26 protein-coding genes, 1 tRNA gene and 1 pseudogene are annotated in these 25,087 nt (G+C 66.3%); 14 read left to right on the forward strand and 14 right to left on the reverse strand.

Annotation, left to right across the window (positions count from 1 at the left end; translation table 11 throughout):
* Positions 1–25 precede the first annotated feature (25 nt).
* Positions 26–712, forward strand: coding sequence for an aminodeoxychorismate/anthranilate synthase component II (locus A5750_RS24535; protein ID WP_066951003.1), 687 nt, complete (start codon positions 26–28; stop codon positions 710–712).
* Here A5750_RS24535 and pknB read toward each other — a convergent pair.
* From pknB to A5750_RS24570, 7 genes are all read right to left on the reverse strand, one after another.
* On the reverse strand, positions 690–2,564 hold the full coding sequence (pknB, locus tag A5750_RS24540) for a Stk1 family PASTA domain-containing Ser/Thr kinase (protein ID WP_066950999.1): 1,875 nt from the start codon (positions 2,562–2,564) through the stop codon (positions 690–692). The genes A5750_RS24535 and pknB overlap by 23 nt on opposite strands.
* Complete coding sequence (locus A5750_RS24545; RefSeq protein WP_067266414.1) at positions 2,561–3,877, reverse strand: serine/threonine-protein kinase; 1,317 nt, start codon at positions 3,875–3,877, stop codon at positions 2,561–2,563. The genes pknB and A5750_RS24545 overlap by 4 nt, the downstream gene beginning before the upstream one ends.
* A complete protein-coding gene (gene pbpA / locus A5750_RS24550; protein WP_067266417.1) occupies positions 3,874–5,349 on the reverse strand; it encodes a D,D-transpeptidase PbpA in 1,476 nt (491 codons plus the stop codon). The genes A5750_RS24545 and pbpA overlap by 4 nt, the downstream gene beginning before the upstream one ends.
* Complete coding sequence (locus A5750_RS24555) at positions 5,346–6,755, reverse strand: FtsW/RodA/SpoVE family cell cycle protein (RefSeq protein WP_067266421.1); 1,410 nt, start codon at positions 6,753–6,755, stop codon at positions 5,346–5,348. The genes pbpA and A5750_RS24555 overlap by 4 nt, the downstream gene beginning before the upstream one ends.
* A complete protein-coding gene (locus A5750_RS24560; protein WP_067266424.1) occupies positions 6,752–8,254 on the reverse strand; it encodes a PP2C family serine/threonine-protein phosphatase in 1,503 nt (500 codons plus the stop codon). Before A5750_RS24560 ends, A5750_RS24555 begins: the two co-directional genes overlap by 4 nt.
* Positions 8,251–8,718 (reverse strand): FHA domain-containing protein, encoded by a 468-nt coding sequence (locus A5750_RS24565; RefSeq protein WP_046183038.1) that lies wholly within the window; start codon positions 8,716–8,718, stop codon positions 8,251–8,253. The genes A5750_RS24560 and A5750_RS24565 overlap by 4 nt, the downstream gene beginning before the upstream one ends.
* 124 nt (positions 8,719–8,842) lie before the next feature.
* Positions 8,843–10,480, reverse strand: a complete 1,638-nt coding sequence (locus A5750_RS24570; protein WP_067266430.1) for a DUF3662 and FHA domain-containing protein — start codon at positions 10,478–10,480, stop codon at positions 8,843–8,845.
* Positions 10,481–10,722: 242 nt separating this feature from the next.
* Between A5750_RS24570 and A5750_RS24575 the strand changes: the two genes are divergently transcribed.
* Positions 10,723–10,805: transfer RNA gene (locus A5750_RS24575), tRNA-Leu, on the forward strand.
* Between the two features lie 107 nt (positions 10,806–10,912).
* Here A5750_RS24575 and A5750_RS24580 read toward each other — a convergent pair.
* Positions 10,913–11,161, reverse strand: a complete 249-nt coding sequence (locus tag A5750_RS24580) for a hypothetical protein (protein WP_066950975.1) — start codon at positions 11,159–11,161, stop codon at positions 10,913–10,915.
* Between the two features lie 189 nt (positions 11,162–11,350).
* Between A5750_RS24580 and A5750_RS24585 the strand changes: the two genes are divergently transcribed.
* Positions 11,351–13,285 carry a TNT domain-containing protein gene (locus tag A5750_RS24585; RefSeq protein ID WP_067266433.1) on the forward strand — a complete coding sequence of 645 codons (1,935 nt, stop codon included), beginning with the start codon at positions 11,351–11,353 and terminating at the stop codon, positions 13,283–13,285.
* Positions 13,282–13,761, forward strand: coding sequence for a hypothetical protein (locus A5750_RS26015; RefSeq protein WP_156664403.1), 480 nt, complete (start codon positions 13,282–13,284; stop codon positions 13,759–13,761). Before A5750_RS24585 ends, A5750_RS26015 begins: the two co-directional genes overlap by 4 nt.
* 89 nt (positions 13,762–13,850) lie before the next feature.
* Here A5750_RS26015 and A5750_RS24590 read toward each other — a convergent pair.
* Positions 13,851–14,075, reverse strand: a pseudogene (locus tag A5750_RS24590) (GNAT family N-acetyltransferase); the annotation flags it as partial.
* Positions 14,076–14,188: 113 nt separating this feature from the next.
* On the opposite strand from A5750_RS24590, the gene A5750_RS24595 reads away from it, so the two are divergent.
* Both A5750_RS24595 and A5750_RS25655 read left to right on the forward strand, forming a co-directional pair.
* Entirely contained in the window at positions 14,189–14,533 is a 345-nt protein-coding gene (locus A5750_RS24595; RefSeq protein ID WP_231989300.1) for a hypothetical protein, read from the forward strand.
* A 66-nt stretch (positions 14,534–14,599) separates the two neighbouring features.
* Positions 14,600–15,034 (forward strand): hypothetical protein, encoded by a 435-nt coding sequence (locus A5750_RS25655; RefSeq protein ID WP_082959200.1) that lies wholly within the window; start codon positions 14,600–14,602, stop codon positions 15,032–15,034.
* A 98-nt stretch (positions 15,035–15,132) separates the two neighbouring features.
* Here the strand turns inward: A5750_RS25655 and A5750_RS24600 are convergent, their stop codons facing one another.
* The 4 genes from A5750_RS24600 to A5750_RS24615 all read right to left on the reverse strand — a co-directional run bounded on the left by A5750_RS24600 (position 15,133) and on the right by A5750_RS24615 (position 18,351).
* Positions 15,133–15,465 carry a GNAT family N-acetyltransferase gene (locus A5750_RS24600; RefSeq protein WP_067266440.1) on the reverse strand — a complete coding sequence of 111 codons (333 nt, stop codon included), beginning with the start codon at positions 15,463–15,465 and terminating at the stop codon, positions 15,133–15,135.
* Complete coding sequence (locus A5750_RS24605; RefSeq protein WP_067266444.1) at positions 15,452–16,435, reverse strand: pirin family protein; 984 nt, start codon at positions 16,433–16,435, stop codon at positions 15,452–15,454. Before A5750_RS24605 ends, A5750_RS24600 begins: the two co-directional genes overlap by 14 nt.
* A gap of 27 nt (positions 16,436–16,462) precedes the next feature.
* Complete coding sequence (locus A5750_RS24610) at positions 16,463–17,845, reverse strand: acyl-CoA dehydrogenase family protein (RefSeq protein WP_067266446.1); 1,383 nt, start codon at positions 17,843–17,845, stop codon at positions 16,463–16,465.
* Positions 17,846–17,934: 89 nt separating this feature from the next.
* Positions 17,935–18,351, reverse strand: a complete 417-nt coding sequence (locus A5750_RS24615) for a WhiB family transcriptional regulator (RefSeq protein WP_066950950.1) — start codon at positions 18,349–18,351, stop codon at positions 17,935–17,937.
* Between the two features lie 143 nt (positions 18,352–18,494).
* Here A5750_RS24615 and A5750_RS24620 point away from each other — a divergent pair, with 143 nt between their 5' ends.
* The 6 genes from A5750_RS24620 (at position 18,495) to A5750_RS24645 (ending at position 22,628) form a co-directional block, all read left to right on the forward strand.
* Positions 18,495–19,265 carry a helix-turn-helix domain-containing protein gene (locus A5750_RS24620; RefSeq protein ID WP_067266449.1) on the forward strand — a complete coding sequence of 257 codons (771 nt, stop codon included), beginning with the start codon at positions 18,495–18,497 and terminating at the stop codon, positions 19,263–19,265.
* Positions 19,262–20,071 (forward strand): C40 family peptidase, encoded by an 810-nt coding sequence (locus tag A5750_RS24625; RefSeq protein WP_067266454.1) that lies wholly within the window; start codon positions 19,262–19,264, stop codon positions 20,069–20,071. Before A5750_RS24620 ends, A5750_RS24625 begins: the two co-directional genes overlap by 4 nt.
* A 16-nt stretch (positions 20,072–20,087) precedes the next feature.
* Positions 20,088–20,450 (forward strand): DUF4226 domain-containing protein, encoded by a 363-nt coding sequence (locus tag A5750_RS24630; protein ID WP_067266536.1) that lies wholly within the window; start codon positions 20,088–20,090, stop codon positions 20,448–20,450.
* 146 nt (positions 20,451–20,596) lie between these two features.
* Positions 20,597–21,952 (forward strand): DUF4226 domain-containing protein, encoded by a 1,356-nt coding sequence (locus tag A5750_RS24635; RefSeq protein WP_067266457.1) that lies wholly within the window; start codon positions 20,597–20,599, stop codon positions 21,950–21,952.
* Between the two features lie 50 nt (positions 21,953–22,002).
* A complete protein-coding gene (locus tag A5750_RS24640; protein WP_067266462.1) occupies positions 22,003–22,320 on the forward strand; it encodes an ESX-1 secretion-associated protein in 318 nt (105 codons plus the stop codon).
* Entirely contained in the window at positions 22,317–22,628 is a 312-nt protein-coding gene (locus A5750_RS24645) for a DUF2694 family protein (protein WP_066950931.1), read from the forward strand. The genes A5750_RS24640 and A5750_RS24645 overlap by 4 nt, the downstream gene beginning before the upstream one ends.
* 4 nt (positions 22,629–22,632) lie before the next feature.
* On the opposite strand, the gene A5750_RS26205 is transcribed toward A5750_RS24645, so the two are convergent.
* Complete coding sequence (locus tag A5750_RS26205) at positions 22,633–22,776, reverse strand: hypothetical protein (protein ID WP_167374087.1); 144 nt, start codon at positions 22,774–22,776, stop codon at positions 22,633–22,635.
* A gap of 82 nt (positions 22,777–22,858) precedes the next feature.
* Here A5750_RS26205 and A5750_RS24650 point away from each other — a divergent pair, with 82 nt between their 5' ends.
* Both A5750_RS24650 and A5750_RS24655 read left to right on the forward strand, forming a co-directional pair.
* Complete coding sequence (locus tag A5750_RS24650) at positions 22,859–24,691, forward strand: DUF5631 domain-containing protein (protein ID WP_066950927.1); 1,833 nt, start codon at positions 22,859–22,861, stop codon at positions 24,689–24,691.
* Positions 24,692–24,757: 66 nt separating this feature from the next.
* On the forward strand, positions 24,758–25,081 hold the full coding sequence (locus tag A5750_RS24655; RefSeq protein ID WP_369817354.1) for a DUF2710 family protein: 324 nt from the start codon (positions 24,758–24,760) through the stop codon (positions 25,079–25,081).
* Positions 25,082–25,087: the final 6 nt, after the last annotated feature.

Raw genomic sequence — 25,087 nt, forward strand, 5'->3', positions numbered from 1 at the left:
TTCCAGCGGACGGTAACCTGGCACGGTGCGGATCCTGGTCGTCGACAACTACGACAGCTTCGTGTTCAACCTGGTGCAGTACCTCGGCCAGCTGGGCGTCGAGGCCGAGGTGTGGCGCAACGACGACCCCCGGCTTACCGACGAGGCAGCCGTCGCCAAGCGGTTCGATGGTGTGCTGCTCAGCCCCGGTCCGGGCACCCCGGAACGTGCGGGCGCTTCGATCGGCCTGGTGGGCGCGTGTGCCGCCGAGCGCACCCCGCTGCTTGGGGTCTGCCTCGGACACCAAGCCATCGGCGTCGCCTTCGGCGCCACCGTGGACCGCGCGCCCGAGCTGCTGCACGGCAAGACCAGCAACGTCTTCCACACCAATACCGGTGTGCTGGAAGGGCTTCCGGATCCGTTCACGGCAACGCGCTACCACTCGCTGACCATCCTGCCGGAGTCGCTGCCCCCGGTGCTGGAGGTGACGGCGCGCACCCGCGGCGGCGTCATCATGGGGGTGCGGCACAGCGAGTTGCCAATTCACGGTGTCCAGTTCCATCCGGAGTCGATCCTGACCGAGGGCGGCCACCGGATGCTGGCGAACTGGCTCGCCTACTGCGGGTGGGCCCGCAACGACACACTGGTCCGCCGGCTCGAGAACGAGGTGCGGGCCGCGGTGCAGCCCTATTTCCCGGCCGAACCGGCGGCTACTGGCCGAACTTCAGCGTGATGATCCCGTCGCGGTTGCACCCGGTGCCGGCCGGCGGGTTCTGATACACCACCCGGTGGGACTGCGAGCCACCCGCGTCCACGTCGGGCCCCTTGTCCAGCACCCCCGTCCAACCCAGCGCCCGTAACCGCGGCTCGGCGTCCGCCCAGAACATGCCGCTCAGGTCGGGCATCACGAACTGGTTGCCTTTGGACACCTGTAGCTCGATCACCGAATCCACCGGAACCACCTGGCCCTTAGGCGGATTGGTGCCGATCACCTCACCGGCCGGCCGGTTGCTGTCCACCTGTGCCTGGGTGACCTTGGTGAAGCCGTAGACGGTGAGATTCTTCTGCGCGACGTCGACGGTTTGACCCGCTACGTCGGGCACCTGCTTGGTCTCCGGCCCAGAGCCGACGATGACGGTGATGACGTTGGTGATCGCCGACGTCTGGTTGGCCGGCGGGTTGGTGCCGATGACCTTGCCAAGCAGCTCCGGGCTCGACGGTGAATTGGCCTGCTTGAACTTGCTGAAGCCGGCGGCCTTGAGCTTGCTGACCGCGTCGGAGTAACCCAACGAGGACACGTCGGGCACTTCGCGTTGCTCGGGGCCGGTCGAGACGTTGATGGTGACCTCGTCGCCCGCGCTCACCGAGGCGTTGGCCCCGGGGTCGGTGCTGATGACGTGGTCGGGCGGGATCGTCGAATCGGGCTTTTGCAGGGTGCGCGTCTTGAAGCCGCGGTTCTGCAGCGCGGCAATGGCATCAGCGGAGACCTGGCCCCGCACGTCGGGCACCTGCACATCGCGGGTGGTGCCGCCGAGGGTGTTGAAGGCGATGACGACGACGATCGTCAACACCGCCAGCGCGGCGACCGCGACGATCCAGCGCCCGACCGAACCGCCGTTGCGGTCGTCGATGCGACGCAGGGGTTGCCGGGGCAGCGCGTCGGTGCGCGGGCCGGGCAGGTTTCCGCCCGTCGCCAGTAGCGAGCTCCGGTCGGCGTCGGTGAGGACCTTGGGCGCCTCGGGCGGTTCGCCGTTGTGCACCCGCACCAGATCGGCGCGCATCTCCGCGGCGGTCTGATAGCGGTTGTCCGGGTTCTTGGCCAGCGCCTTGAGCACGACGGCGTCGAGGTCGGCGGAGATGCCCTCGTGCCGGTGCGACGGCGGAATCGGGTCTTCCCGCACGTGCTGGTAGGCGACGGCGACCGGCGAGTCGCCGGTGAAAGGCGGTTCGCCCGTAAGGATTTCGTAGAGTACGCAACCCAGCGAGTAGACGTCGGACCGGGCGTCCACGGTATCGCCGCGGGCCTGCTCGGGCGACAGATACTGGGCCGTCCCGATCACCGCCGCGGTTTGGGTGACGCTGTTGCCGCTGTCGGCGATCGCGCGCGCGATGCCGAAGTCCATCACCTTGACCGCATTGGTGTTGCTGATCATGATGTTCGCCGGCTTGACGTCGCGGTGGATGATGCCGTTCTGGTGACTGAAGTTCAGCGCCTGGCACGCGTCGGCAATGATCTCGATGGCCCGTCGCGGGGGTAGCGGCCCGTCGGTATGGACGATGTCGCGCAGCGTGACACCGTCGACGTACTCCATGACGATGTACGGCAGGGGGCCCGTCGCTGTCTCCGCCTCGCCGGTGTCGTAGACCGCGACGATCGAGGGGTGATTGAGGGCGGCGGCGTTTTGCGCCTCGCGGCGGAACCGCAGATAGAAGCTCGGATCGCGGGCCAGGTCGGCGCGCAGCACTTTGACCGCGACATCGCGGTGCAACCGGACGTCGCGGGCCAGGTGAACCTCGGACATACCCCCGAATCCGAGGATTTCGCCCAGTTCATAGCGGTCAGACAGGTGTTGAGGGGTGGTCATCGTGGCATCTCGTGTCGGGCCGGTGATGCGCTGAGCGTCGGTGGTTCACCCCGCCCGTACTCGGCCGGCCCTCGTTGCAGTCCAGAATTACTTATCGTCCCGCGATCCGTCCAATTGAGCCGTGGTGCGGAGCCGCTCGGGGTATTGCTCGCCGGCGGCGGGGGCGGACTGCCGGTGTCGGTGACCGTCGGCGGCGGGGGTTGCTGCTGGGTGTCCGCGCGGGAGTTGATGACGATGAGCACCGCGATGATGATGGCCAGCGCTCCGAGCACCCCGGCGGCCCACAGCAATGCCCGCTGACCCGACGAGAAGGTGCGCCGCGCCGGGGGCGGCCGATGACCGCCGGTGGCCGGCCGGGATCGGCGCGGCGCCGCGCTCCGGGTGCTCGGCACGGCGGCCGCCCGGGTCGTCGGGCTGGACGGAATCGCCGCCGGCGATGCCCTACCGGGGGGCGGTGACTGGCTGGGTCGCGGCGGACGGCGGCCGGCGCGCACCGCCGCCACGGCGTCGGCGAACGGGCCGCCGCTGCGGTAGCGCATCGCGGGATTCTTGACCAGCGTGATCTCGATGAGTTCCCGCACGTTGGGCGGCAGCTCCGCGGGCAGCGGCGGCGGGGGCTCCTTGATGTGCTTCATCGCCACGGTCAAGGCGCCGTCACCGGTGAACGGCCGCTTGCCCGACACCACCTCGTAGCCGACGACGCCGAGGGAGTACACGTCGCTGGAGGGGGTCGCGTCGTGGCCGAGGGCCTGTTCGGGGGCGATGTACTGGGCGGTGCCCATCACCATCCCCGTCTGGGTGACGGGCGCGGCGTCGACCGCCTTGGCGATACCGAAGTCGGTGATCTTCACCTGGCCGGTCGGGGTGATCAGGATGTTGCCCGGCTTGACGTCGCGGTGCACCAAGCCGGCGGCGTGCGCGACCTGCAGGGCCCGGCCGGTCTGCTCGAGCATGTCCAGGGCATGCCGCAGCGACAGCCGGGCCGTGCGCTTGAGCACCGAGTTCAGCGGCTCGCCGTTCACCAACTCCATCACCAGGTAGGCGGTGCGGCCCTCCCCGTCCAGCTGGCTCTCGCCGTAGTCGTGGACCTGGGCGATGCCGGGGTGATTGAGCATCGCGGTGGTGCGGGCCTCGGCGCGGAACCGCTCGATGAACTCCGGGTCCTGGGAGAACTCCTGTTTGAGCACCTTGACCGCGACGCGCCGGCCAAGCCGGCTGTCCACCGCCTCCCAGACCTGGCCCATGCCGCCGGTGGCGATCAGGCGCTGCAGGCGGTATCTGCCAGACAGCGTCACACCAACTCGCGGGCTCATGGTCCTCCCTGTAGCGCGGCTTGGATCACAGCCCGTCCGATCGGCGCGGCGAGTGCACCTCCCGTCGCGGACAGGCGGTCGCCGCCATTCTCTACCAACACTGCCACGGCGACTCTTGGCGTCTGCGCGGGCGCGAAGGCGATGTACCACGCGTGCGGCGGCGTATTACGCGGATCGGTGCCATGCTCTGCGGTACCCGTCTTGGATGCGATCTGCACGCCGGGAATGGCCCCTTTCTGCTGTGCGACCTTCTCGGCGCCGACCATCAGCTCTGTCAGCTTAGCGGCGACCTGGGGTGACACCGCGCGGCGCTGCTGATAGGGGACGGTGGTGCTGATGTTGGCCAGGTCCGGGCCCTTGAGGCTGTCGATCAGGTAGGGCTGCATCGTGACGCCGTCGTTCGCGATGGTCGCCGCGACCTGGGCGTTCTCCAGCGGTGTCAGCGCGACGTCCTTCTGGCCGATGCTGGTCATGCCCAGCGCCGCGGCGTCGGGAATGATCCCGACGGTTGACTCGGCCACCTGTAGCGGGATGACGTTGGGGGTGGTGTCCAGGCCGAACGCGCGCGCCATGCTGCGCAGCGCGTCCGATCCGGTGTGCATGCCGAGCTGGACGAACGCGGTGTTGCACGACAGGGCGAACGCTTGCTTGAGCGACACCGTGGGCTCGTTGCCACAGGGCTGGCCGCCGTAGTTCTCCAACGTCGCGGTGCTGTCGGGCAGCACGATGGAGGACGCCGCGGTCAACTGCTCGGCGTCGGTCGCCCCGGCCTGGAGTGCGGCCGCGGTGGTGATCACCTTGAACGTGGACCCGGGCGGGTAGGTCTCCGAGATGGCGCGGTTGGTCAGCGGATTGTCGGGGTCGTCGCGAAGCCGCTGCCATGCTTGCGCCTGCACCTGGGGATCGTGCGACGCCAGCAGATTGGGGTCATAGGACGGCGATGACACCATGGCCAAGATCTTGCCGGTGGAGGGCTCGAGAGCGACGACGGCGCCCTTGCAGGGTCCACCGCACCCCTGCTGCATCGCGTCCCAGCCGGCCTGCTGGACCCGCGGTCTGATGGTGGTGTCGACGTTGCCGCCGCGCGGATCGCGACCGGTGAAGAAATCGGCCAGCCGGCGCCCGAACAGCCGCTCGTCGGAACCGTTCAACAATGGGTCCTCGGCGCGCTCCAGGCCCGTGCTGGAATAGCGCAGCGAGTAGAAGCCGGTGAGCGGCGCGTAGACGGCCGGGTTCGGGTAAACCCGCAGAAAGCGGAAGCGGCTGTCGGTGGCCACCGAATAAGCCAGCAACTGGCCGCCGGCAACGATCTGGCCGCGTTGACGCGAGTACTCGTCGAGCAGGACACGCTGATTGCGCGGGTCGGCGCGCAGCGAGTCGGCGGCGAACACCTGCGTCATCGTGGCGTTGAGCAGCAAGAGCACGATCAGCGCCATGACGGTGATCGAGATGCGGCGCAGAGAGGTGTTCATACCTTCTCGATTACCTCGGTCTTGGCCGCCGCGATCGGCGAGTCCTTGCGCTCACGGCCGCGTAAGGGATGCCGGGCGCTGTTGGAGATGCGCGCGAGGATGGCCAGCAACACATAATTCGCCAGCAACGACGATCCGCCGTAGGACATCCACGGGGTGGTCAGACCGGTCAGCGGGATGAGTTGCGTGACGCCGCCCACGACGATGAACAGCTGGATCGCCAGGGTGGAGGCCAGGCCCGCGGCCAGCAGCTTGCCGAAGCTGTCCCGCGTCGCGATCGCGGTCCGCATGCCGCGCACGATGACGATGGTGTAGAGCATCAAGATGCTGGCGAGCCCGACGAGCCCGAGTTCTTCACCGAACGCGGCGATGATGAAGTCCGTCGACGCGGCAGGCACGGTGTCGGGTTGCCCGTTTCCCAGCCCGGTGCCGAAGATGCCGCCGGTGGCGAAACTGAACAGGGACTGGACGATCTGGTAGCCGCTGCCGTCGGGGTCGGAGAACGGGTCCCACCACATCTGCACCCGGACCCGCACATGCGCGAAGACGAAATACGCGATGACGCTGCCCACCGCGAACAGCACCAGGCCGATCACCACCCAGCTAAAGCGTTGTGTCGCAAGGTAAACCACCACCAGAAAGGACGCATACAGCAGCAGCGAGGTACCGAGGTCCTTTTCGAAGACCATCACGCCGATCGAGGTCACCCAGGCGGCCAGCAGGGGTGCGAGGTCGCGCGGGCGCGGCAGGGTCAGGCCCATGAAATGCTTGCCGACGCTGGTGAACAGGCCCCGCTTGGCGATCAGCACGGCGGAGAAGAAGATGAGCAACAAGATCTTGGAGAATTCTGCGGGCTGAATCGAGAACCCGGGGAAGCGAATCCAGATTTTCGCGCCGTTCTGTTCGGACAGCGATGCCGGCAGCAGCGCGGGAATCACCAACAGCACCAGGCCGGTGATTCCGCAGATGTAGCCGTACCGCGCCAGCTGCCGATGGTCTTTGAGAAACGTGACCACAAGTGCGAACGTGACGACCCCGACCAGGGTCCACAGCATCTGCTGGGTGGCGCTGGGGTGGTGGCGGCCGCTGAGCTGGTTGTCGACCAGGTCGAGCCGATGGATCATCACCAGGCCAAGTCCGTTGAGCAACGCCACAATTGGCAACAGCAGCGGATCGGTATAGGGGGCGAATCGCCTGATGGCCAGGTGCGCCGACCCGAACACGAGCATGAACACCAGCCCGTAGCTGATTACGTTCCAACGCAATTCGCGGTCCTGGTTCGCCTCCACGATCAGCAACGCGGCGACGGTGATCGCTGCGGCGAAGCACAGCAGCAGCAGCTCGGCGTTGCGACGGGTGGGCAGCGGAGGTGTGACCGCGACGGGCGGTTGGAGTTGGGTCGTCATGCCACCGTCCGGCAGTCAATGCCCGGTTGCGGTGGAGGCGCTGGAAGCGCGGTGACCGTTTGGGAAGTGGTCGTGGGGCCCACCGGCGACGTGGTCGCGGGGCCGGCTGTGGTGCTGGTGGGGCCGGAAGAAGCGGTGGTCGGTGCGGTGGTGGGTGCTGGCGATGCCGCGACACTTGATTCGGGGGTGCCGCTCCCGGTGGGCGGGGCGCCCGGCGGCGAAGTCGCGCGCGGCGATGGACAAGTAGGAAGCAGGTATTCGGCCAGCAACTGTCGTAACTGGGACTCGGCCTGGTCCAGGCTTCCACCGGGCAGCCCGGTCTGAACCTGAACCTGTCCGGGCCGGCGAAGGTCGCGCAGCGTCATCAGCTGACAGTTCGGATGACCGGATTCGCCGTAACCGATCAGGGAGAGTTCGTTGCGGGCGCTCAGGCAGGCCACCAGGTACGGCTGCTGCAGGGGCACGCCCAACAGCGACCCCTGAATGCCGCGGACGACCGATACCTTGCCGTCGTATTCGGCGACGTAATAATTGCGCTGGATGACCCACCATCCGATGGCCATGCCCGAGAGAACAACCAACAACGCCAGTGTCACGACGAAGAACATCCGCCGCCTGGGCCATCGCGGTCGGGCGGGTGTTTCCGGTTGTGGCGCAACACGTTTGGCGGCCTCTTCGCGGGGCCTGATGGCGGAGGCGCGGCCCGCGGAGGTGTTGGGCAACGTCATCTGGTCGTCGTCGCCGGAAACCGCGCCTGCCAGAATCGGTTGGGTTTGGCCGTAGTCGTAGTCGACGACGTCGGCGACCACCACCGTCACGTTGTCCGGGCCGCCGCCGCGCAACGCCAGCTCGATGAGGCGGTAGGCGGCTTCGGCCACGTCGGGGATCTGCAGCGCCTCGAGGATGGTTTCGTCACTCACCGGATCGCTGAGCCCATCGGAGCAGAGTAGGTAGCGATCACCGGCCCGCGCCTCGCGCATGGTCAGGGTCGGCTCGACCTCGTGTCCGGTCAGCGCGCGCATGATCAGCGACCGCTGCGGGTGGCTGTGTGCCTCTTCGCGGGTGATTCGGCCCTCGTCAACGAGGGTCTGGACGAACGTGTCGTCCTTGGTGATCTGGGTGAGTTCACCGTCGCGCAGCAGATACCCGCGCGAGTCGCCGATGTGTACCAAGCCAATTCGGTCGCCCGCGAACAGGATTGCGGTGAGCGTCGTGCCCATCCCCTCGAGCTCGGGCTCGGCCTCCACCTGCGCGGCGATGGCCGCGTTACCCGAGCGCACCGCGGTGTCGAGCTTGGCGAGCAGGTCGCCGCCGGGTTCGTCGTCGTCGAGATGGGCCAGCGCGGCGATCACCAGCTGAGAGGCCACTTCGCCGGCGGCGTGACCGCCCATGCCGTCAGCCAGGGCGAGCAGCCGCGCGCCAGCGTAGACGGAGTCTTCGTTATTGGCGCGCACCAGGCCGCGATCGCTGCGCGCGGCATATCGCAGAACCAGGGTCACGGGCGCAACTCAATCGCCGTTTTGCCGATTCGAATCGGCGTTCCTATTGGAACTCGTACCGCAGTGGTCACCTTTGCCCTGTCAAGGTAAGTGCCGTTGGTCGATCCTAGATCCTCGACATACCATTCCGAACCGCGCTGAGATAGCCGGGCGTGCCGCGTCGAGGCGTAGTCGTCGGTGAGCACCAGGGTTGAGTCGTCGGCTCTTCCGATCAACACCGGCTGCCCGCTGAGTGTGATGCGCGCGCCCGCCAACGCCCCCTCGGTCACCACCAGGTAGCGCGCGGCATGGCGCCGCTGCCGCGAAGGCAGCAGGGTGCTGCGCAGCGCCAACCCGCGGCGCACCATGACGGCACCGGTGGGCGCGTAGATATCGGTCCGCAAGATCCGCAGCACGGACCAGATGAATACCCACAACAACATTAAAAATCCGGCACGCGTCAGCTGCAGTACGAGTCCCTGCATCTGGCGTCCTTTCCGTCCTGCGTCGTCCCCCTGGCGCCCGTGACCCCGAGCACATCGGCAACGTCACGATACTTGGACGGCGGTCGACGCGGGGCGAAGCACGGCAGCGTTGAGCCCAGCGCGTTTAGTGGATCCGGACGATGATCTCCGAGTGGCCCAGACGGATGACGTCGCCGTCCGCCAACTGCCACTCCTGCACCGGGGCGTTGTTCACCGTGGTGCCGTTGGTCGAGTTCAGGTCCGAAAGGAGGGCGACCTGCCCGTCCCAGCGGACCTCGAGGTGACGCCGTGACACCCCGGTGTCGGGCAACCGGAATTGCGCGTCTTGTCCACGGCCGACGATGTTGGAGCCCTCACGCAGCTGATAGGTCCGGCCGCTGCCGTCGTCGAGCTGGAGGGTGACCGTCGTTCCGGCCGCGCCATAGCCGCCGCCGTAACCGCCGTAGCCACCGGCCGGCTGCCCGTAGTCGGCCGGCTGGCCATACTCACTCGGCTGGGCGTACTCGGCCTGCTGGCCATATTCGTAGTCGCGTTGGGCGGGCTCGGCGTATCCACCTTGACCGGGGTATCCCCCGCCCGGCACGTTCTCGGCGTACTGCGTGTAATCCCCGGGGCCGTAGTCCTGCCGGCCGTATCCGCCGCCCTGCTGGTAGCCCTGCTCGTAACCGGCGCCCTGCTCGTAGCCGCCACCCTGCTCGTAGCCGCCGCCCTGCTCATACCCGGCACCCTGCTCGGGGTAGGCCGGCCGCTGCTCGGGCGGAGCGTAACCACCCTCCTCGGGGCGGGCCGGTCCGCGCCCGTATTCGCCGTACCCGCCGTAGCCCTGCTGGCCGCCGCCAGGCTGACCGCCGGCAGGAGGTGGGTACCCACCGCCCTGGCGGTAGCCCTGGTCGTACCCTTGGCCGCCGTACCCGCCGGGCGCAGGAGGACGCTGCTCGTACTGGGGCGGGTAACCGCCTTGACCGCCTTGATAGCCGCGCTGTTCGGGGTAGCCGCCTTGGCCGCCCTGGTAGCCGCGTTGCTCGGGGTAGCCGCCGCCGCCAGGGCCTGGGTAACCACCTTGCTCGGGGTAGCCGCCCTGCTGTTCGGGGTAGCCGCCCTGCTCGGGGTGGCGGGGTGGCGGATAGCCCTGCTGCGGCGGATAGCCGCCCTGCTCGGGCGGATACCCACCACGCGGATCAGGTCCCCCCTGCGGTTCCGGGCCACCCTCTTGCGGACGCCCGTAGCGGTCGTCGTAATACTCATCGCTGGGCCGCCCCGGCCCCTGAGCCCCGCGGTAGCTCGAATCGTCAGTCATTGGTGCTACTCCTCGTTCTGCGCCGAACGCACTATTTGATTGTGGCCGGACGGGATCGTTGACCGTCGGGCGGGGCTGCACATCGGGGTTGACAGCACCACGGGCGCGGTACTGGCCGGTTCGCAGGTTCGACGACTGCTCGAACCGGACGACCACCTCACCATACGTTTGCCACCCCTGTTCATGGATGTAGTCGGCCAAGTACCTAGCGAAAGCGCCCGACGTGAGATCGGGGTCGGCGCCCACCTTCTCGAAGTCGTGCCTACCGAGGGTAATGATGTATTCGTTGGGGGCCAAAAGGCGATTGCCCTGCAGCGTCTGAACACCGTCGCGGGCTTCGCGGCGCAGCAGGGCCTCGACCTCCTGCGGAACGATCGAGCCGCCGAAAACCCGGGCGAACGCGTTGTCGACGGTCGCCTCGAGCTTGCGCTCGATCCGCGCCGCCAGCCCCCGTTGGCTACTCATGCGCTGGCGTTCGCCCGCACTTGCCACGGCATGTCGCTGGCGCGCGGCAAACGATTCACGCGGTGCGTTCCCACTCCAGCATGGTATCGGGACAGCGCGATACAGCGGCACCGTCGAAACTCTGAGAACTGCGTCGGCCCTGTTCAGACGCGTTGTCCCCCAGCGCCCCACGGCGCCCAGGCCCGACCAGGCGGGTTGGGGAATGCGGCTATTAGAGTGGTATGGTCCACCGGTTGTTTTCCGGGCGAGTGGCGGAATGGCAGACGCGCTGGCTTCAGGTGCCAGTGTCCTTCGGGACGTGGGGGTTCAAGTCCCCCTTCGCCCACATTTGAGCGGCTCCCCCGAGCCGCATGCGTTGAGGTCACGGGCTCCGCAAGGGGCTCGTGGCCTTTGTGCTTTCCGGACCGTGTTCTTCAGGGCGCAACCACGTCCTCAGCGCAGCCGGCCGTCGCCGTGTTCGTCGTCGCCCTCATCGTCCCGGTAGGCCCACTCGGGAAGCGGTGTATTCGGCATAGCGCCGTGCGCCGAGGCCTCGTAGCCGGGTTGGGCGCCGCCCCCCTTCCACCGCGGATCCGATCTGTTCTCCCGGGAACGCCTAATCGCGCGGGCGATCAGAGCTCCGGTTCCTACGACGATGAAGGCGATCAACGCAACCTTGAGGACGAGCAACAACAGCGCCATATCTCTTTGGCCCCCTAAACCCGCGCCGGCGTAGTGAATTGACGGCCCCGTTCCCGTTAGTAGCGTAATTGCCAGCTCAGGAGGGGTGGCAATGGTTGTCGCGGCTATACGCTCGGGTTCGGCGCGCTCTCAGGCTTCGCGGCCCACGAGGCGAGATCGGCATAACGCCGCGCTGCCACGGGCGGTGCTATGGGCCTGCCGTACATAGACATTGATGCGCTGATCGCTGAGGCCGGCGGTGACCCATGGGCGATCAACCGCAGCCTGCAGGCCGGCGATCCGTTGCAGATCTCCAATCTGGCCGCGGCCTTTCGCGAGGCCGGTCGTTGCACTGCAGAGGCAGACCACGCGTTCGAGCAAGCCCGCAACCGTTTCGACGCCGCCTGGAACCATCAGACCGGCGACCACCCGATCAACGACACCGCCGAAGTGCAGCGGGTGACGAAAACCTTGGGAGCGCAGTCCCTTCAATTACCCAAGATCGGTGCCGACCTGGAGAACATCGCCGCCGCCCTGGCCGAAGCGCAACAAGCCGGCGCCGCACAGATCGCCAAGTTGGACTCCGAGCTGCAGGGGATCTCCAACTTGCTGTGCCAAGCCGCCGCGATGTTGCAAGACAAACACCTCAGCGCTGCGGACGTGGATGCCCTGCACGCCTTCATCAGAACCTGTGAAGAAGATGCCTTGCGGGACACGAAAGCCGCTCTCGCTCAGATGTTGTCGAGCCGCAACGGCTACTCCAATTCTCTGCAGAAATCTCTGGATGGATTGCACACCGATGGCTACGACGGGGCCCCGCTGCATGGCCTCGATAGTGACGGCGTAGCCCCGCCGTCGGAGGAACAGCGCAATGCGCTCGCCAACATTCGGCAGATCACCGACCAGGCGGTGGTGGATCAGATGGGCAAGGTGCGTGCCGCGCAGACTGCCCTGGACAAGGCTATGGCTGACCTCTACACGCACGGGCCCGGCTCTCCGGAAGGAGAAGCAGCCAGTGCCCGACTTCCCAAGCTCAAGGCCGATCTGGCCAAAGCCCTCGACGACCTGGGAAAGATCCCCAACTACAACAGCATCGATCCGGCGTCGGTGAGCACCACTCCCGACGGCCATTTCATGTTCACCTACAAAGTCGACGGCCAGCCTGTGCAGGTTTTCGGCCAGCTCAAGGACGGCACGGGCGAATTCTTCGATCAAGCGACCGGCACGTCCTATGCGTTCAGCGGCGGCAAGTTGACCGGCATGCGCACACCGGATCCCGGGAAGGTGGAAGCCACCCCCGAGCCGCTGTGGAGCGCCATCACGCTGGCCGTCGGCGGGCCTGAACTCAAGGCCGGCGGAGAGGTGGCCTGGCAGGGCCTGAAGACACTCTTCAGTCGTGAAGCGCTGCAGGGCCTTTCCGCCGACAACGTCCTCCCCCGGGCACTAAGCGCGGCCGAGATCCGCGCGGCAATTGCCGAAGCGGACCTTCCCCCGCATGGGTCGCCAATCCCGGACGTCGGCGGGCAGCCCGTGCCGGGCGCCGCCCACCCCGGTCCGCCACCTGTCGTCGAGCATGCGCCGCACCCGGGTGGTGGTGAGGTTCCCGCCGAACATGCCCCCGCGGGTCCGCATGTACCTGTGGCGCCGGACATCCCTCCGCCGCCGGCACCCCTCGAACCACCGCCGCCACTGCCCTCGGACCACGAGTTGTTCCACGGGTACAACCCAATCGATCCCGGCCCGGAGTTCAGACATCCGGACGGGAGCCTGTTCTATCCCGATGACACGCTGCCAAGCAAGCCCTACGCTGTGCCGGGCACCGTCATTCCCGACGCGGCTCTTGAACCGGGGGCCGTCCTCGGCCGTTTCGGCAGTCCTTTTGGGTCGTACTTGGCCCCGGAGGGAACGCCTTTTGCAGAACTGTCGCTTCCCCCCGAGAGCGCTCTTAAACCCTACTATGAGTACATAATCAAGGACCCGACCGCACTACCACCCGGTTACCACATTGAACAATCTCGAGCGGCGCCTTGGTTCCATCAACCCGGTGGAGGGATTCAATACCGAGTGATTGGACCAGATGGAAAAGACGCCCCAGTGCAAGCTCTAGAGGATTCCGGATTCCTAGGAGATATGCGTAGACAATGACCGATTTCTCCCGAATCTCTGCAAGCTGGATTGAGTGGTCTAGCCTCGCGGGCCTGCCCAATGCGGCAGTCTCATTGGAATGTGATGACTGCGAAATCGCCTTCACATCAAGCGATTTCTCGGTACATCTTCGCCACGATGCTGGCTGGTGGATCGTTGATACGGTCGACGATCGTGGACAACGCCGCAATGATACTGCGAAGCTTTCCCCGGTCGAACTCGCTGAAAAGTACCTGATCTGGATCTGGTCCTCGCTTGCCCGAGGAGCCATCGGTGCGCCGCCCCTGGGGCCGAAACTCTATTCTTCGGGATTCAGCCCAGATGTCCGTGCAACGCCCATAACTGAGGGCATCGCAGAACTGAGATCATCGAGTGGAAAAGCGATTCTAATGGAACCGTACGCGACCATTTTTAGCCACCTTATGTCGAAATCGTTCGACGAAATCGAACGGATGGTCAGGGCGGGACTAGCGTGACCGTCCATGAAGACTGGCGGCTCAAGGTCCGTACAAGCGGTAGCAAACTGATCAACATGCACCCGCTGCCGGTCGGCGACGCAATCGGGCTACGACGGCCGCACCCACCGCTGAATTTCCGGCGTAATGGCGTCGGTGATGTCGTCGAATTGGGGGTGCTTCTTGAGCACGGCGCCGATCATCGAGCACACGGGGACGATGCGCTTGCCTTCGCGGCGGGCCTCGTTGAGCGCCTCTTCGACGAGGATGGTCGCCAGGCCGCGCCCGCCATACGCCGGACCGATTTCGGTGTTATAGACGACGGGCTGGTCGCCGTACTTCTGCCGCCGATTGGTGGGGGACGATAATAGTGAGAACATTGCTAGAGTTCTACCCGCAGTTCTTTGACTTCCTTTACTTGGACCCGCGCTATCGTATTATTGACTCGGTGACATCCGGCGATCCGACAATCAATGCTTCGCTAACGCTGGCGGACCCATCACTCAGTTGGGACATTTCCAATGATCGTGGCCAAATTGGCGTTACGTTCGCCCCAACTAAGTCGGCCGCAGTACCCGACAACTGGTTCCGCGCCTCGCTTATTCGTCAGTATGTGGATAACTACGATGAGACAAACACCGTCTCTCCTGGGGCAATCGTGGCTTGGATTCGCGAGAACCTAGAACGCATCGAGGACCTCTTCAGCGATGCGAAGGCAGACGGGTCGTGCGATGAAGTCCTCAACCTTGCAAAGCTGCTCGCAGACAAGTATTTCGGTCCGTCGCAAGGCTAGCCACGAGGTTTGTTGTGGTGAACAGATTGTCCTGCGACATTGGTTCGTTAGATTGAGGTCCCGTCGATGAAGACACTACTAGAGTTCTACCTGAAGTACTTCGATTTCTTGTACCTAGACCCGCGCTACAGGATCACCGATTCGCATGTGGCTGAGTACGCACCCAGCGCTTCCTTAACAATCAGTGGGCCGTGCTCGACATTTTCTCTGATCAACGAGCGAGGCCAGATGGGAATCTCCGTTGCACCGACGCTGCTATTGACATCAGAAAACCATTTCTGGCCTTCGCTAATTAAACAATATATCGACAATGATGCAACCATTTTTTATCTCCCCGCTGCCGATGAAGCGCTCTGGGTGCGTGAGAATCTCGGCCGCATCGAAAAACTGTTTTCCGACACTTCGACACTAGAAGCCACCTGTGACGAGCTGAGGGCGCTGCGCCGTGCAGATGCGGAGCGCTACTGGTCAAGCTGGCGAGAGCAACAGGGGCTTACTTGAGCCGAAGTCCGGCGAGGGCCGACGGGCGGACCGCGGACTGGATTCGAATCCGCACTACGATTCTGCGATCGTGCGGAGCCGGCCGCGTCAACTACCGGCTATGACGACCGCACCCACCGCTGAATCTCCGGCGTGACGGCGTCGGTGATGTCGTCGTATTCGGGGTGCTTCTTGAGCACGGTGCCGATCATCGAGCACACGGGGACAATCCGCTTGCCTTCGCCGCGAGCCTCGTTGAGCGCCTCCTCGACGAGGATGGTCGCCAGGCCGCGTCCGCCATACGCTGGGTCGATTTCGGTGTGGTAGAAGACGCGCTGGTCGCCGCGGTCGGCGAAGTCGGCGAGGCCGACCTGCTTGCCTTCCACGGCAATGGTGTACCGGCCCTCCTCGAGGCTGACGGTCGCTTCTGCTCCGGTCTTATCGGCGGTCATGGTTGCTTTCCTTTCGTTGCGGTACTTGTCGAGGCCGCAGCCGAGTGGTCGGCAACGGCGGGGCGGGCAATCGGGTGAGCGAACCCCGATAGCCGTGGACGGCGCCGAAGCGTTCGTCGCCGTCCTCCCATAGTTCGCGGTAACCCACGATGTCGTCGTGGCTTCGCCCGACGAAGTTCCACCACATCACTATGTCTTCAGTGAACGGTGTGCCGCCGAGCAGGAGTACCCGGGCGGCCCGATCCCCCACGTTGCGCAGATGCAGCGACGAAGCGCCGGGGCTCAGGTAGGCGAGCTCGGCAACCGCCAGCGCGGTCTCCTCCACACGCACGGCGCCCAGATCGCAGAGCACACCGTGCTCGTATGCCGGGTCGACACCGATGTCGAGGCGAGCGGCGGCGTCGAGATCGATCTGCGCGCCCAGTACCGGTGTGAAGGTATGCACCGGCGACCGGCTGCCGGCCAGTCCGCCGAGGAACACCCGCGCCGTCGCGCCGGCCAACGACACCGGCTCGGGCACGTAGTGGGCGAAATCGCGGCCGGTGTCGCGATCGGAATCGGGAAGCGCCACCCAGAGCTGGACACCGTGCAAGGCTGACGGCGACGTCACCGACACCTCGGAATGACAGATACCGGCACCCGCAGTCATGAGGTTGAGCTCGCCTGGCCGCACTGCCGCATGCACCCCGGCGCTGTCGTTGTGCTCCACTTCCCCACTGAACAACCAACTGACCGTTTGTAATCCGGTGTGCGGATGAGGTGGAACGTCCATGCGCGCCGACGTCGGGCCGTAATGGTCGATGAAACACCATGCCCCGATCAGCGAACGGTTCCGTTGCGGAAGCGTGCGCTGCACCCGCATGGCCCGCGGGCCGCCCAGTGGGACCTCCCTGGGCGCCAGCACCTCGGTGCCCGCGCCTGGCGAGGTAGCGCCGGCGAGTTCGACGGGTGTCGACTCAAGGTTGCTCATGGTCCACTCGACCGTACCCAGACCCCGTTACTTGCTTGGCGGTCGGAGCACCTTCATGGCCAGCCGCATGACGGGTTCGGGCACCCGGTCCTGCATGGAAAGCGCTGTATCGGCGACACGGGAGCGTAGCGGGGTGCCGCGACCGAAAACCCGGTTCAGCGGGCCGCCGGACGGCTCGAGCACCACATGCAGTGGCGGCGTGCCGACGGCGGCACCCAGCGCGTTCGCGATCACCATCCGCTGAATCTCGCTCGTGCCCTCAAAAATGGTGTATAGCTTGGCATCTCGATACCACTTCTCCACGGGGTGATCGGTGATGTAGCCCCAGCCGCCCATGGTTTGAATGGCGCGCTCGGTGGCTTTGACGGCGACCTCGCTTGCGGCCATCTTCGACATCGAGCCTTCCCCGCGCTCGAAGGGAACGTTGTTGGCCGCCATCCACGACGCCCGCCAGGTCAAGAGCCGCGCCGCGTCGATCTGGGTGGCCAACTCCGCCAGCGGGAAGGCGATGCCCTGGTTGTCGATGATCGGTCCGCCGAACGCCTCGCGCTCCGTGGCGTACGCCGTCGCGTACTCGAGCGCCGCGCGCGCGATCCCGATGGCCTGGGCGGCAACCATCGGCCGCGTCTGCTCGAACGTGCCCAATGTCGCTGAGCCGGATCGCTTTGCGCCCGCCACCACTTCGCGCGCTTTGGCGAGCTTGTGCTCTAACTTCTCCTGTCCCCCAAGCAAATTGGCGCCCGGTACGCGGACGCCTTCGAATAGCAACTCCGCGGTGTGTGACGCACGGCAGCCGAGCTTGTCCAGCTTGCGCACGAGCTTAAGCCCCGGGGTGCCACCGGGCACCACAAACAGCGCCTGACCACGATGGCCTAGTTCCTCGTCGACCACCGCGTTGACCACGTGCACGTTGGCGATCCCGCCATTGCCGATCCACATCTTGTGGCCGTCGATGATCCAGTCGTCACCGTCGCGGCGCGCGTGAGTGCGCAGATTTCGTACGTCGCTGCCGCCCTCGGGTTCCGAGATTGCCAGTGCGGCAAGCTTGAGATCGCCTGGGGTGCCGAAGCATTCGGGCGCCCATTCCAACATCTGCTCCGGAGATGCTGCCTGTCCGATCGCCGAAAGAGCCAGCGCCGGCATCACGATCGCCAGCCCGATGCCCGCGCAGCCCCAAAACAGCTCCTCCATGAACATCGGCAACGAGAGGCCGGTCGGATCGCCGATCAGGTCGCGGTAGAACAGGGGGCTGTAAAAGCCGCGCTGTGCCGCCTCCTCCAGGACCGGCCACGGAAACTCCTGCCGTTGGTCGTAGTGGAGCGCCACCGGGCGGATCACTTCTTCGGCGAACTCGTGCGTCCGCCGGGCGAGGTCGTGCTGCGCCGCCGTCGGGGTCAGGTCGAACGTCATGGATCCCGCCTCTGGGTCGAATGACTCGTTCGTGCCGAAGCTCTACCCCGTTGGGTGAGTCAGCAAACGGCCATACCCAGGACGGAGCGTCAGGCCGCGGAGCGAGGCCCCACTTGCGCCAGGGGCAGGTGCAAAACCACCGCGGTCACCGGAACGGCCTCATGCTCGTGGTTGGCGAGCAGGGCCGCATTCTCCGGTAGCTGGCGTGAGTTGATCTCGCCGGACGCGATGCGCCGCAGGACGTCGTGGGCCTGGGCGAGCTGCTCGCGCTTGCGGTATTGACCCCCGGGAAGTTTGACGCCGGCCCACACGCCGTACTCCTCGCGGTGCGCGATGGCATGTTGGGCGCACCGACGCTGCTGCGCGAGCGGGCAGCGCCGCAGACACTGAATGCGCGCCTCGACGGCCGACCGCTCGTACGCACGGGCCTTCGCCGCGCCGTCGCCACCGTCGTCGTCGGGGTAGCCGAACCACAGTTCCGGGTTGGTAGCGCAGGGGTGTCCCATGTCGGTCTCCTTGTCGAGCTTGAAACGTAGGCAAAAGCGTATACAGACACAGCGCCCGAGCGCAAGAGAAACGAGACGAAAACGTATATACATAGGGATACGCTGCGGCCTGTGTACTATCCGGCCTATGGCCGGAGCCTGCGGTGAGCCGTGAATCGGCAGGTGCGGCAATCCGCGCTCTGCGAGAGTCGCGCGACTGGTCGCTAGCCGACCTCGCGGCCGCGACCGGTGTCAGCATCATGGGCCTGAGCTTTCTGGAACGCGGGGCCCGTAAGCCGCACAAAAGCACAGTTCAGAAGGTCGAGAATGGCCTAGGCCTCCCGCCGGGCACCTATTCTCGGTTGTTGGTGGCGGCCGATCCGGACGCGGAACTGGCCCGGCTGATGGCCGCGCAACCGCCTGCCGCCGTCCCCGCCCGGCGCACCGGGCCCGTCGTCGTGGACCGTCACAGCGACACAGAAGTGCTGGAAGGATATGCCGAAGCCCAACTGGAAGCCCTCAAATCCGTCATCGATCGCTTGCCTGCGACAACATCAAACGAATATGAGACGTATATTCTGTCTGTGATCGCTCAGTGCGTGAAGGCAGAGATGCTGGCCGCCGGCTCCTGGCGGGTCGCCGTGAACGCTGGCGCGGACTCGACGGACCGGCTGATGACGCACCTCCAAGCCCTCGAGGCGACGCGCACGGCCCTGCTGAAACGAATGCCGACCAGCCTGAGCGCCCGATTCGACGGGGCATGCGCACAGTCGTCGCTGCCCGAGACGGTCATCGCCGCACTGGTGGGTGTCGACGTCGAGGAGCTCTGGGACATCCGCAACGGGGGGGTGATCCCGCCGGGGGCGCTCCCCCGCGTGCGCGCCTTCACCGACGCCGTGGAGTCGGGAGGCCAGCTGGGCGAGGGGGCGCCGTGACCAACAGCGAGATCGAGGTGCTGAGCCGCGCTCATGACATGTTCGCCGGCGGCATCCGTCCGCCGTCGGTAGACGCGGGCACCGGGCATTACCGCAATCTGCTGCAGAGAGCGGCCGGGCTGAACGACGTGGCACGCGGCAGCTATCGGCTCACCGTGGACCACAGCCGGCAACGGCTCGCTGCCGCCGCCGCCACGGACGCCGCCGCGACGGGCATCATCGCCCGCGCCCACCGCGATCGGGCCGAGGCTCGCGACCTGACCGGGGGCGTTCTTGACGAAGCCCGCGCTGACGCCGCGGAGGTTCCGGCGACACCGATGGCGCAGCGCGAGGCGATGCGTCGTCGGGCGGCGCGACTGCGGGCGCAGCGCGCGCACGTCCTGTCAGCCCGTTTCCGGGCGCGTCGACGCCTCGCCGAACTGCGGGCGCTGCGCTACCAACTCCTGCGCCACCGCTCCGCCGGGTTGAACGGGCGCGCCGCGATCGCGGTCCGTGCCGCACTGTCGCGTCTGGGCCGACCCTACGTGTGGGGCGCGACGGGGCCCGACCAGTTCGATTGTTCGGGGCTCGTCCAGTGGAGTTATGCGCAAGCGGGAATTCGCTTGGACCGCACCACTTATCAGCAGATCAACGACGGGATCCCGGTGCCCCGTTCGCAAGTCCGGCCGGGCGACCTCGTCTTCCCGCACGCCGGGCATGTCCAGCTGGCCATCGGGAACAATCTGGTAGTCGAGGCGCCCTACTCGGGCGCTTCGGTGCGGATCAGCCCACTAGGCCCCAACGTTGCGATCCGCCGACCGCTATGACAAACAGGGTGAGCCGATGACGGAACAAGCAGGACCTTCGGTAGCCGCCATGCAGGCGCGGCAGTCGGCTCTGGCCGGCCAGCACGGCACGGCGGCCGATGCCGACCGCGTGCTGGCCGAGGTGCTCACCAGCGCACATGCCGCGATGCGAGAGGGCGCCAGGCGTCTGGATGCCATCGGTGAGCAGATCGAGCACGCCACCGTGCACCAAGCGCACCTCGCAATCGATACGCCCATGGGCGCCCGCGAGTTTCAGCGATTCCTGCTGGCCAAACAACGCGAGATCACCGCGGTCGTCGAGGGCGCCCGCGAACTCACCCGAGCGAAAAAGGCTGTGCTGGAAGGCCTCCGGGACCGGTACGCCGCTGGAAATGCCTAGCAAGGCGGCGATTTCGGTGTCATCCACAACCGCCCGGCATGGTGAATTGTTGGCGGCGATACGCCTGGGTACTGTCGCCGAGCATGGAGGGGTCGCAACGCATCCCGCAAGGACTTGCGGGCACTGCAGCACCGGTGGGATAGCTGATGTCGGCGCACGAGGAGCTGCTTGCCGCGGTGAAACATGTCCGAGACCGTACCGGTGACCCGAACGCGTGGGTGGCGGGTCTGTCGCCAGCTGAGCTGGTCGCGGTGATCACCCCGACGACGCGCCCCGAACAGCTGCAGGCGATCGCGGGCAAGATCCGCCAACGAGATGCGGCCGCACCGGATCGGGAGCAGGGCGAGGCGGCGGAAGCGATCGCACACGCTGAAATTGCTCTTTCACACCAGAATTCGGCGAGTTCTCAACTGGACATGCAGGTGATCACGGCTATCTTGAACGCCCACCTCAACGCTGTCGAAGGCCGTCAAGCGCTGACCAAGCTGCAGCAAGACACCGAGGCCGCGGTGCGAACACGATCGGACCTGGACACTCCGGCCGGAGCGCGCGACTTCCAGCGATTCCTGATCGGCAAGCTCAGAGACATTCGTGCGGTGGTACTCAACGCGAGCCTCGACGACACGTCGAAGTCCGCGCTGATGGCCGCTTGGACATCGCTATATGACGCATCCAAGGGCCAACCGAGCAGTCCCGATGAACGGCCGCCGGCCCAGACGGTCGGCGCCGATGCGGCCACGACAGAGGATTCCGAGTGGGATCCGCTGCTGGATTCGTTGTTCGCGGACGATCCGGGCGCAACCGATGATCCGTCTGGAGGCGCTGTGCCGGAGGTAGCGAGCGCTCCGGCGGCGCCCATGGCTCCTGTGCTGCCGCCCATGCCCAACTTTGGTTCGGGACTGCCGAGCTTCGGCGCGACGCCGGCCGGGCTGCCACTTCCCAACCTGCAGGGCGACGACACAGCGGATCCGGCGCTGCAGGGCCTCGACGACGAAGGAGTGCCGGACTCCGAGGACGATTCGGATCCGAAGACCGAGGCTTCATCCGATCAACCCGGCGACACCGACGGGGACGCTGCGACGCTCGAGGGCGAATCACCACCGGCGGGCCCGACCACGGTGACTTTGCCCGACGGGGAAACGTTTACGGCGGCCAGCCCCCAGCTGGCGGCGGCAATCAAAGCCGCGGTCGGCGGAGTGGCGATACCAGATGCCTTCCAACAGCAGGGAATAACGATCCCACCGCCGGGCACCGCGGTGACCAACCCGATCGACGCCTCGCACGTCGCTCCGGCCGATATCGGAATGTTCATCGACCGGCACGCGCTTGCCCTCGGCGCAGGAAAAGCCCTACTCGATGGCCAAATTCAAGACATCGCCACCGTGAGCGGCCCAAGCTTTCTAGGCTGGGAACATCCGCCGGCCGCAGCCGCAGCCGCGACCGCGCCGGCGACGCCCGACACACCGACACCCACGCGGCCGGCGACCTCGTCGACCACCTGACAATAGTTATCTCGCCGGTCTGGCCGGCGGCCGTGAACAGGAGACAGCGGATGGCAGATTCGATCCATGTGGTCCCCGCGCACTTGCGTCAAGCCGCTGCGCGCCACCAGGAAACCTCCGATTACTTGCGCACGGTCCCGTCGTCGCACGAGGCGATCCAGGAAAGCCTGGATTCGCTGGGCCCGATCTTCGGTGAACTTCGCGACGCCGGGCGGGAACTGCTTGAGCGCAGACGACAGTGCTACGAGCAGCAAGCGGCGGACCACGCCGACCTGGCAGACAAATTGGCGGCGTCGGCGACGATGTGGGAACAGCACGAGCAGGATGCGGCGCGCAGCCTCGGCGGCATCGCTGACCGCGGTCGATGACGGACGCGAATCCCGCTTTTGACACCGTTCACCCGAGTGGGCACATCCTGGTCCGCTCCTGCCGCGGCGGGTATATGCACAGCGTTGCGCTGAGCGAAGAGGCGATGGAGACCGACGCCCAGACGCTGGCACGAGGCATTTTGCTGACCGCCGACGTGTCTTGCCTGAAGGCATTGCTCGAGATTCGCGACGAGATCGTGGCGGCCGGTCACACCCCCTCGGCCGAGGTTCCAACCCCGCGAGACCTCGATGCGGCGATCGAGAAGTTACTCGCGCACAAACTGCGCCGCCGTCACAGCGCCATCTAGCGGCCTACAACAGCCAGGTCTTGGCCGCCTCGGGATCTGGAGCGATGTCGGTGGGCGGCTCTACGGGGTTGGGGCCGAACAACTCTCGTGCGCGGGCGAGTAAGGCACGCACCTCATCGAGTTGCTGCTGCAGGGCAGATTCAGCCATATCTGCACGGTACTCAGGCCGTCAAAGCTGCACAATTCACTGATCGAATAAGCCATCCGGCAGATGCCGGTACGCTGAGCCGGTGGCGATCTTCGGTCGGATGACGGCGCGTCAGCGCCTCCGGAGAGCTACCCGGGAATCACTGGCGATGCCGGCCTTCAGCTCTCCCATCGATTGCACCCCGTGGGTGGTCGGTGGGCTTTGGCCTGCCGAGCTGTCAACGATCACCGCCGAAAATGCCACGCTCGCAGACTATCTAAAGACGGACCTGCAGCGGATCGCCGACAGCGCCAACGAGCAGCTGAAAATGGTCAAGCGGGCGGGTCTGGCCGATCTTGCGCGTCAGGCGCAGGAGGCCCGGGTCATCGACGAGGCGCGGGGCCGCGCCGTCCGCCGAGTCGAATCGACGATTCGCCAGCTGCACGCGGCGAAGGCCGGGGTGATTGCTGGATATCTCCGCCCGGAGGCCACCGAGCCGCAGTCATCGGACATGGACCAGACCCAGGTCATCCCTGCTGTCCCGAACTCGCGACCTTCCGAAGCGCCCACCAGGGACGTGCGCCGGCCGCGCTGGCGGGTTGCGGACAAGCCGGCCCCTTCCATGCCGCAAGGCGGGGACGAGGCCGAGGCACCTGTCCATGACACCGCCGTCGAAAAGAAGGCCGCGGCGCCGGATATGGAGGAGACGCAGGTCATTCCCTTTGTCACGGAGCTGGAGCCCGTCGTCGAGCCAACCGCGAATGCCGAGCCCGATTGGGGGCCCGTCGCCAACGGCCGTCACCACCTGGAGGTGGAGGAGCCGGCAACCGAGCAGGACCAGCCCGAATGGGGGTCCGACATCGATGCCGCGGACGGTGTCGCGGGGGCGCCGATGGAGGAGACGCAGGTCATCCCCGCGATCACCGAGCCCGAGGCGGTGGTTGACGAGCCGGACAGCCACCAGATCGCCGAGGACGACATCCCGGCGACCTCGATGGAGGCGACGCAGGTCATTCCCGCCATCACCGAGGCGGAACCCGTCGTCGACGAAGCCGTCGCCAACGGTCGTCACCACGCCGTGCCCGAAGAGCCGGCACCGGCCCAGGACGAGGCGCAACAGCCGGCACAGCAGCCAGAACCCGCCGAGGACTCGGTGGCTTCGATGGAGGAGACACAGGTCATCCCCGTCATCACGGAGCCCGCCCCCGTGGTTGACGAGCCGGCCGAGGGCCCGGCGAGCCAGGACGAGCCGGATGCACCGCAGGAGCCCGCCGCTCGGCCCCTCCGGCAAAAGGACATCGCCGCAACGAGTTTCGACACGGACCGGCTGAATCGGCTCCTCGAATTCGTGGTCCGCCAAGAGTCGCGGCTCAACTGGGCGGTCGGCGACCTTTTGGACGGCACGACCGTCCTGGTCACCGACCTCGCGCACGGCTGGATACCGGCAGGGATCAATCTCCCAGCTGGCGTTCGGTTGCTGGAACCCGAGCGACGTACCGGCCGGGTGTCCGCCTTGATCGGCGACGCGGCGCGCGTCGTGACCTACGCTCCTGGTGATTCGCTGCGCCGCTCGCCCGACTTCACCGCCACGAAATCGTCGCTGGAACCGCGCGAGCTGCCGCCCATAAGCGATCTGGCCAGGGTGCTGAGTGAGACCACGCGCCGGTTTGACGGACTCCCCCGCATCGTGCAGAGGCTGGCGGACGCGGCCGCCGCGGAAGCGGTTGTCATCGACCAAGAGGTCGACGTGCTGCGCGTGCACCTCGATACGGCGCGCTACCAACTTTTGGTCCAGTACCCGACCGTGAACCCGGCTCTCCTGCTCAAGTGTCTGTTGATGGCCGCCACCGAAGGCATCGCGAGCGGAGACACGGTATCGGCGAACTATCACCTCGCCTGGTACCAGAAACTCGCCACCGAGGCGCCCGCCCCGTAGCCGCCATGGGGTGCACCGGTCACCCGCGAGTTTGAATTGACGCTGGTTGGAGGGGGCGACGATACTGTGATCGTGTCGGATTCGGGCGGTCGCGCGGATCTCAGCGACAAGAATCTCGTCGAATCAGTTCTCCGCGAACTGAGCGAGGCGGCCGACAAGTGGGAAGCCCTGGTGGCCCAGGCCGAGGCCGTCACCTACAGCGTCGACCTCGGTGACATCTATGCCGTGGCGAATTCCGATGGCCGATTGCTCAAGCTGACTCTGCACCCCGGCGTGATGACCGGATACGCCCACGGCGAGCTTGCCGACAGGCTGAACCTCGCGATCTCAGCGCTGCGCGAGGAGGCGGAAGCCGAGAACCGGGCAAGTTACGGCGGCCCGCTGCAGTAACCGCGC

Source organism: Mycobacterium sp. 852002-51613_SCH5001154 (genome assembly GCF_001667425.1).
Taxonomy (GTDB): Bacteria; Actinomycetota; Actinomycetes; order Mycobacteriales; family Mycobacteriaceae; genus Mycobacterium.

What these genes read in the sequence shown, in the direction of transcription:
- A5750_RS24630 (WP_067266536.1), top strand. Translation starts at nt 20,088, where the DNA reads ATGACGGAACAAGCAGGACCTTCGGTAGCCGCCATGCAGGCGCGGCAG.
- pbpA (WP_067266417.1), bottom strand. Translation starts at nt 5,349, where the DNA reads ATGAACACCTCTCTGCGCCGCATCTCGATCACCGTCATGGCGCTGATC.
- A5750_RS24600 (WP_067266440.1), bottom strand. Translation starts at nt 15,465, where the DNA reads ATGACCGCCGATAAGACCGGAGCAGAAGCGACCGTCAGCCTCGAGGAG.
- A5750_RS26015 (WP_156664403.1), top strand. Translation starts at nt 13,282, where the DNA reads ATGACCGATTTCTCCCGAATCTCTGCAAGCTGGATTGAGTGGTCTAGC.
- A5750_RS24635 (WP_067266457.1), top strand. Translation starts at nt 20,597, where the DNA reads ATGTCGGCGCACGAGGAGCTGCTTGCCGCGGTGAAACATGTCCGAGAC.
- A5750_RS25655 (WP_082959200.1), top strand. Translation starts at nt 14,600, where the DNA reads ATGAAGACACTACTAGAGTTCTACCTGAAGTACTTCGATTTCTTGTAC.
- A5750_RS24570 (WP_067266430.1), bottom strand. Translation starts at nt 10,480, where the DNA reads ATGAGTAGCCAACGGGGGCTGGCGGCGCGGATCGAGCGCAAGCTCGAG.
- A5750_RS24580 (WP_066950975.1), bottom strand. Translation starts at nt 11,161, where the DNA reads ATGGCGCTGTTGTTGCTCGTCCTCAAGGTTGCGTTGATCGCCTTCATC.
- A5750_RS24565 (WP_046183038.1), bottom strand. Translation starts at nt 8,718, where the DNA reads ATGCAGGGACTCGTACTGCAGCTGACGCGTGCCGGATTTTTAATGTTG.
- A5750_RS24610 (WP_067266446.1), bottom strand. Translation starts at nt 17,845, where the DNA reads ATGACGTTCGACCTGACCCCGACGGCGGCGCAGCACGACCTCGCCCGG.
- A5750_RS24585 (WP_067266433.1), top strand. Translation starts at nt 11,351, where the DNA reads ATGGGCCTGCCGTACATAGACATTGATGCGCTGATCGCTGAGGCCGGC.
- A5750_RS24545 (WP_067266414.1), bottom strand. Translation starts at nt 3,877, where the DNA reads ATGAGCCCGCGAGTTGGTGTGACGCTGTCTGGCAGATACCGCCTGCAG.
- A5750_RS26205 (WP_167374087.1), bottom strand. Translation starts at nt 22,776, where the DNA reads ATGGCTGAATCTGCCCTGCAGCAGCAACTCGATGAGGTGCGTGCCTTA.
- A5750_RS24645 (WP_066950931.1), top strand. Translation starts at nt 22,317, where the DNA reads ATGACGGACGCGAATCCCGCTTTTGACACCGTTCACCCGAGTGGGCAC.
- A5750_RS24615 (WP_066950950.1), bottom strand. Translation starts at nt 18,351, where the DNA reads ATGGGACACCCCTGCGCTACCAACCCGGAACTGTGGTTCGGCTACCCC.
- A5750_RS24605 (WP_067266444.1), bottom strand. Translation starts at nt 16,435, where the DNA reads ATGAGCAACCTTGAGTCGACACCCGTCGAACTCGCCGGCGCTACCTCG.
- pknB (WP_066950999.1), bottom strand. Translation starts at nt 2,564, where the DNA reads ATGACCACCCCTCAACACCTGTCTGACCGCTATGAACTGGGCGAAATC.
- A5750_RS24555 (WP_067266421.1), bottom strand. Translation starts at nt 6,755, where the DNA reads ATGACGACCCAACTCCAACCGCCCGTCGCGGTCACACCTCCGCTGCCC.
- A5750_RS24640 (WP_067266462.1), top strand. Translation starts at nt 22,003, where the DNA reads ATGGCAGATTCGATCCATGTGGTCCCCGCGCACTTGCGTCAAGCCGCT.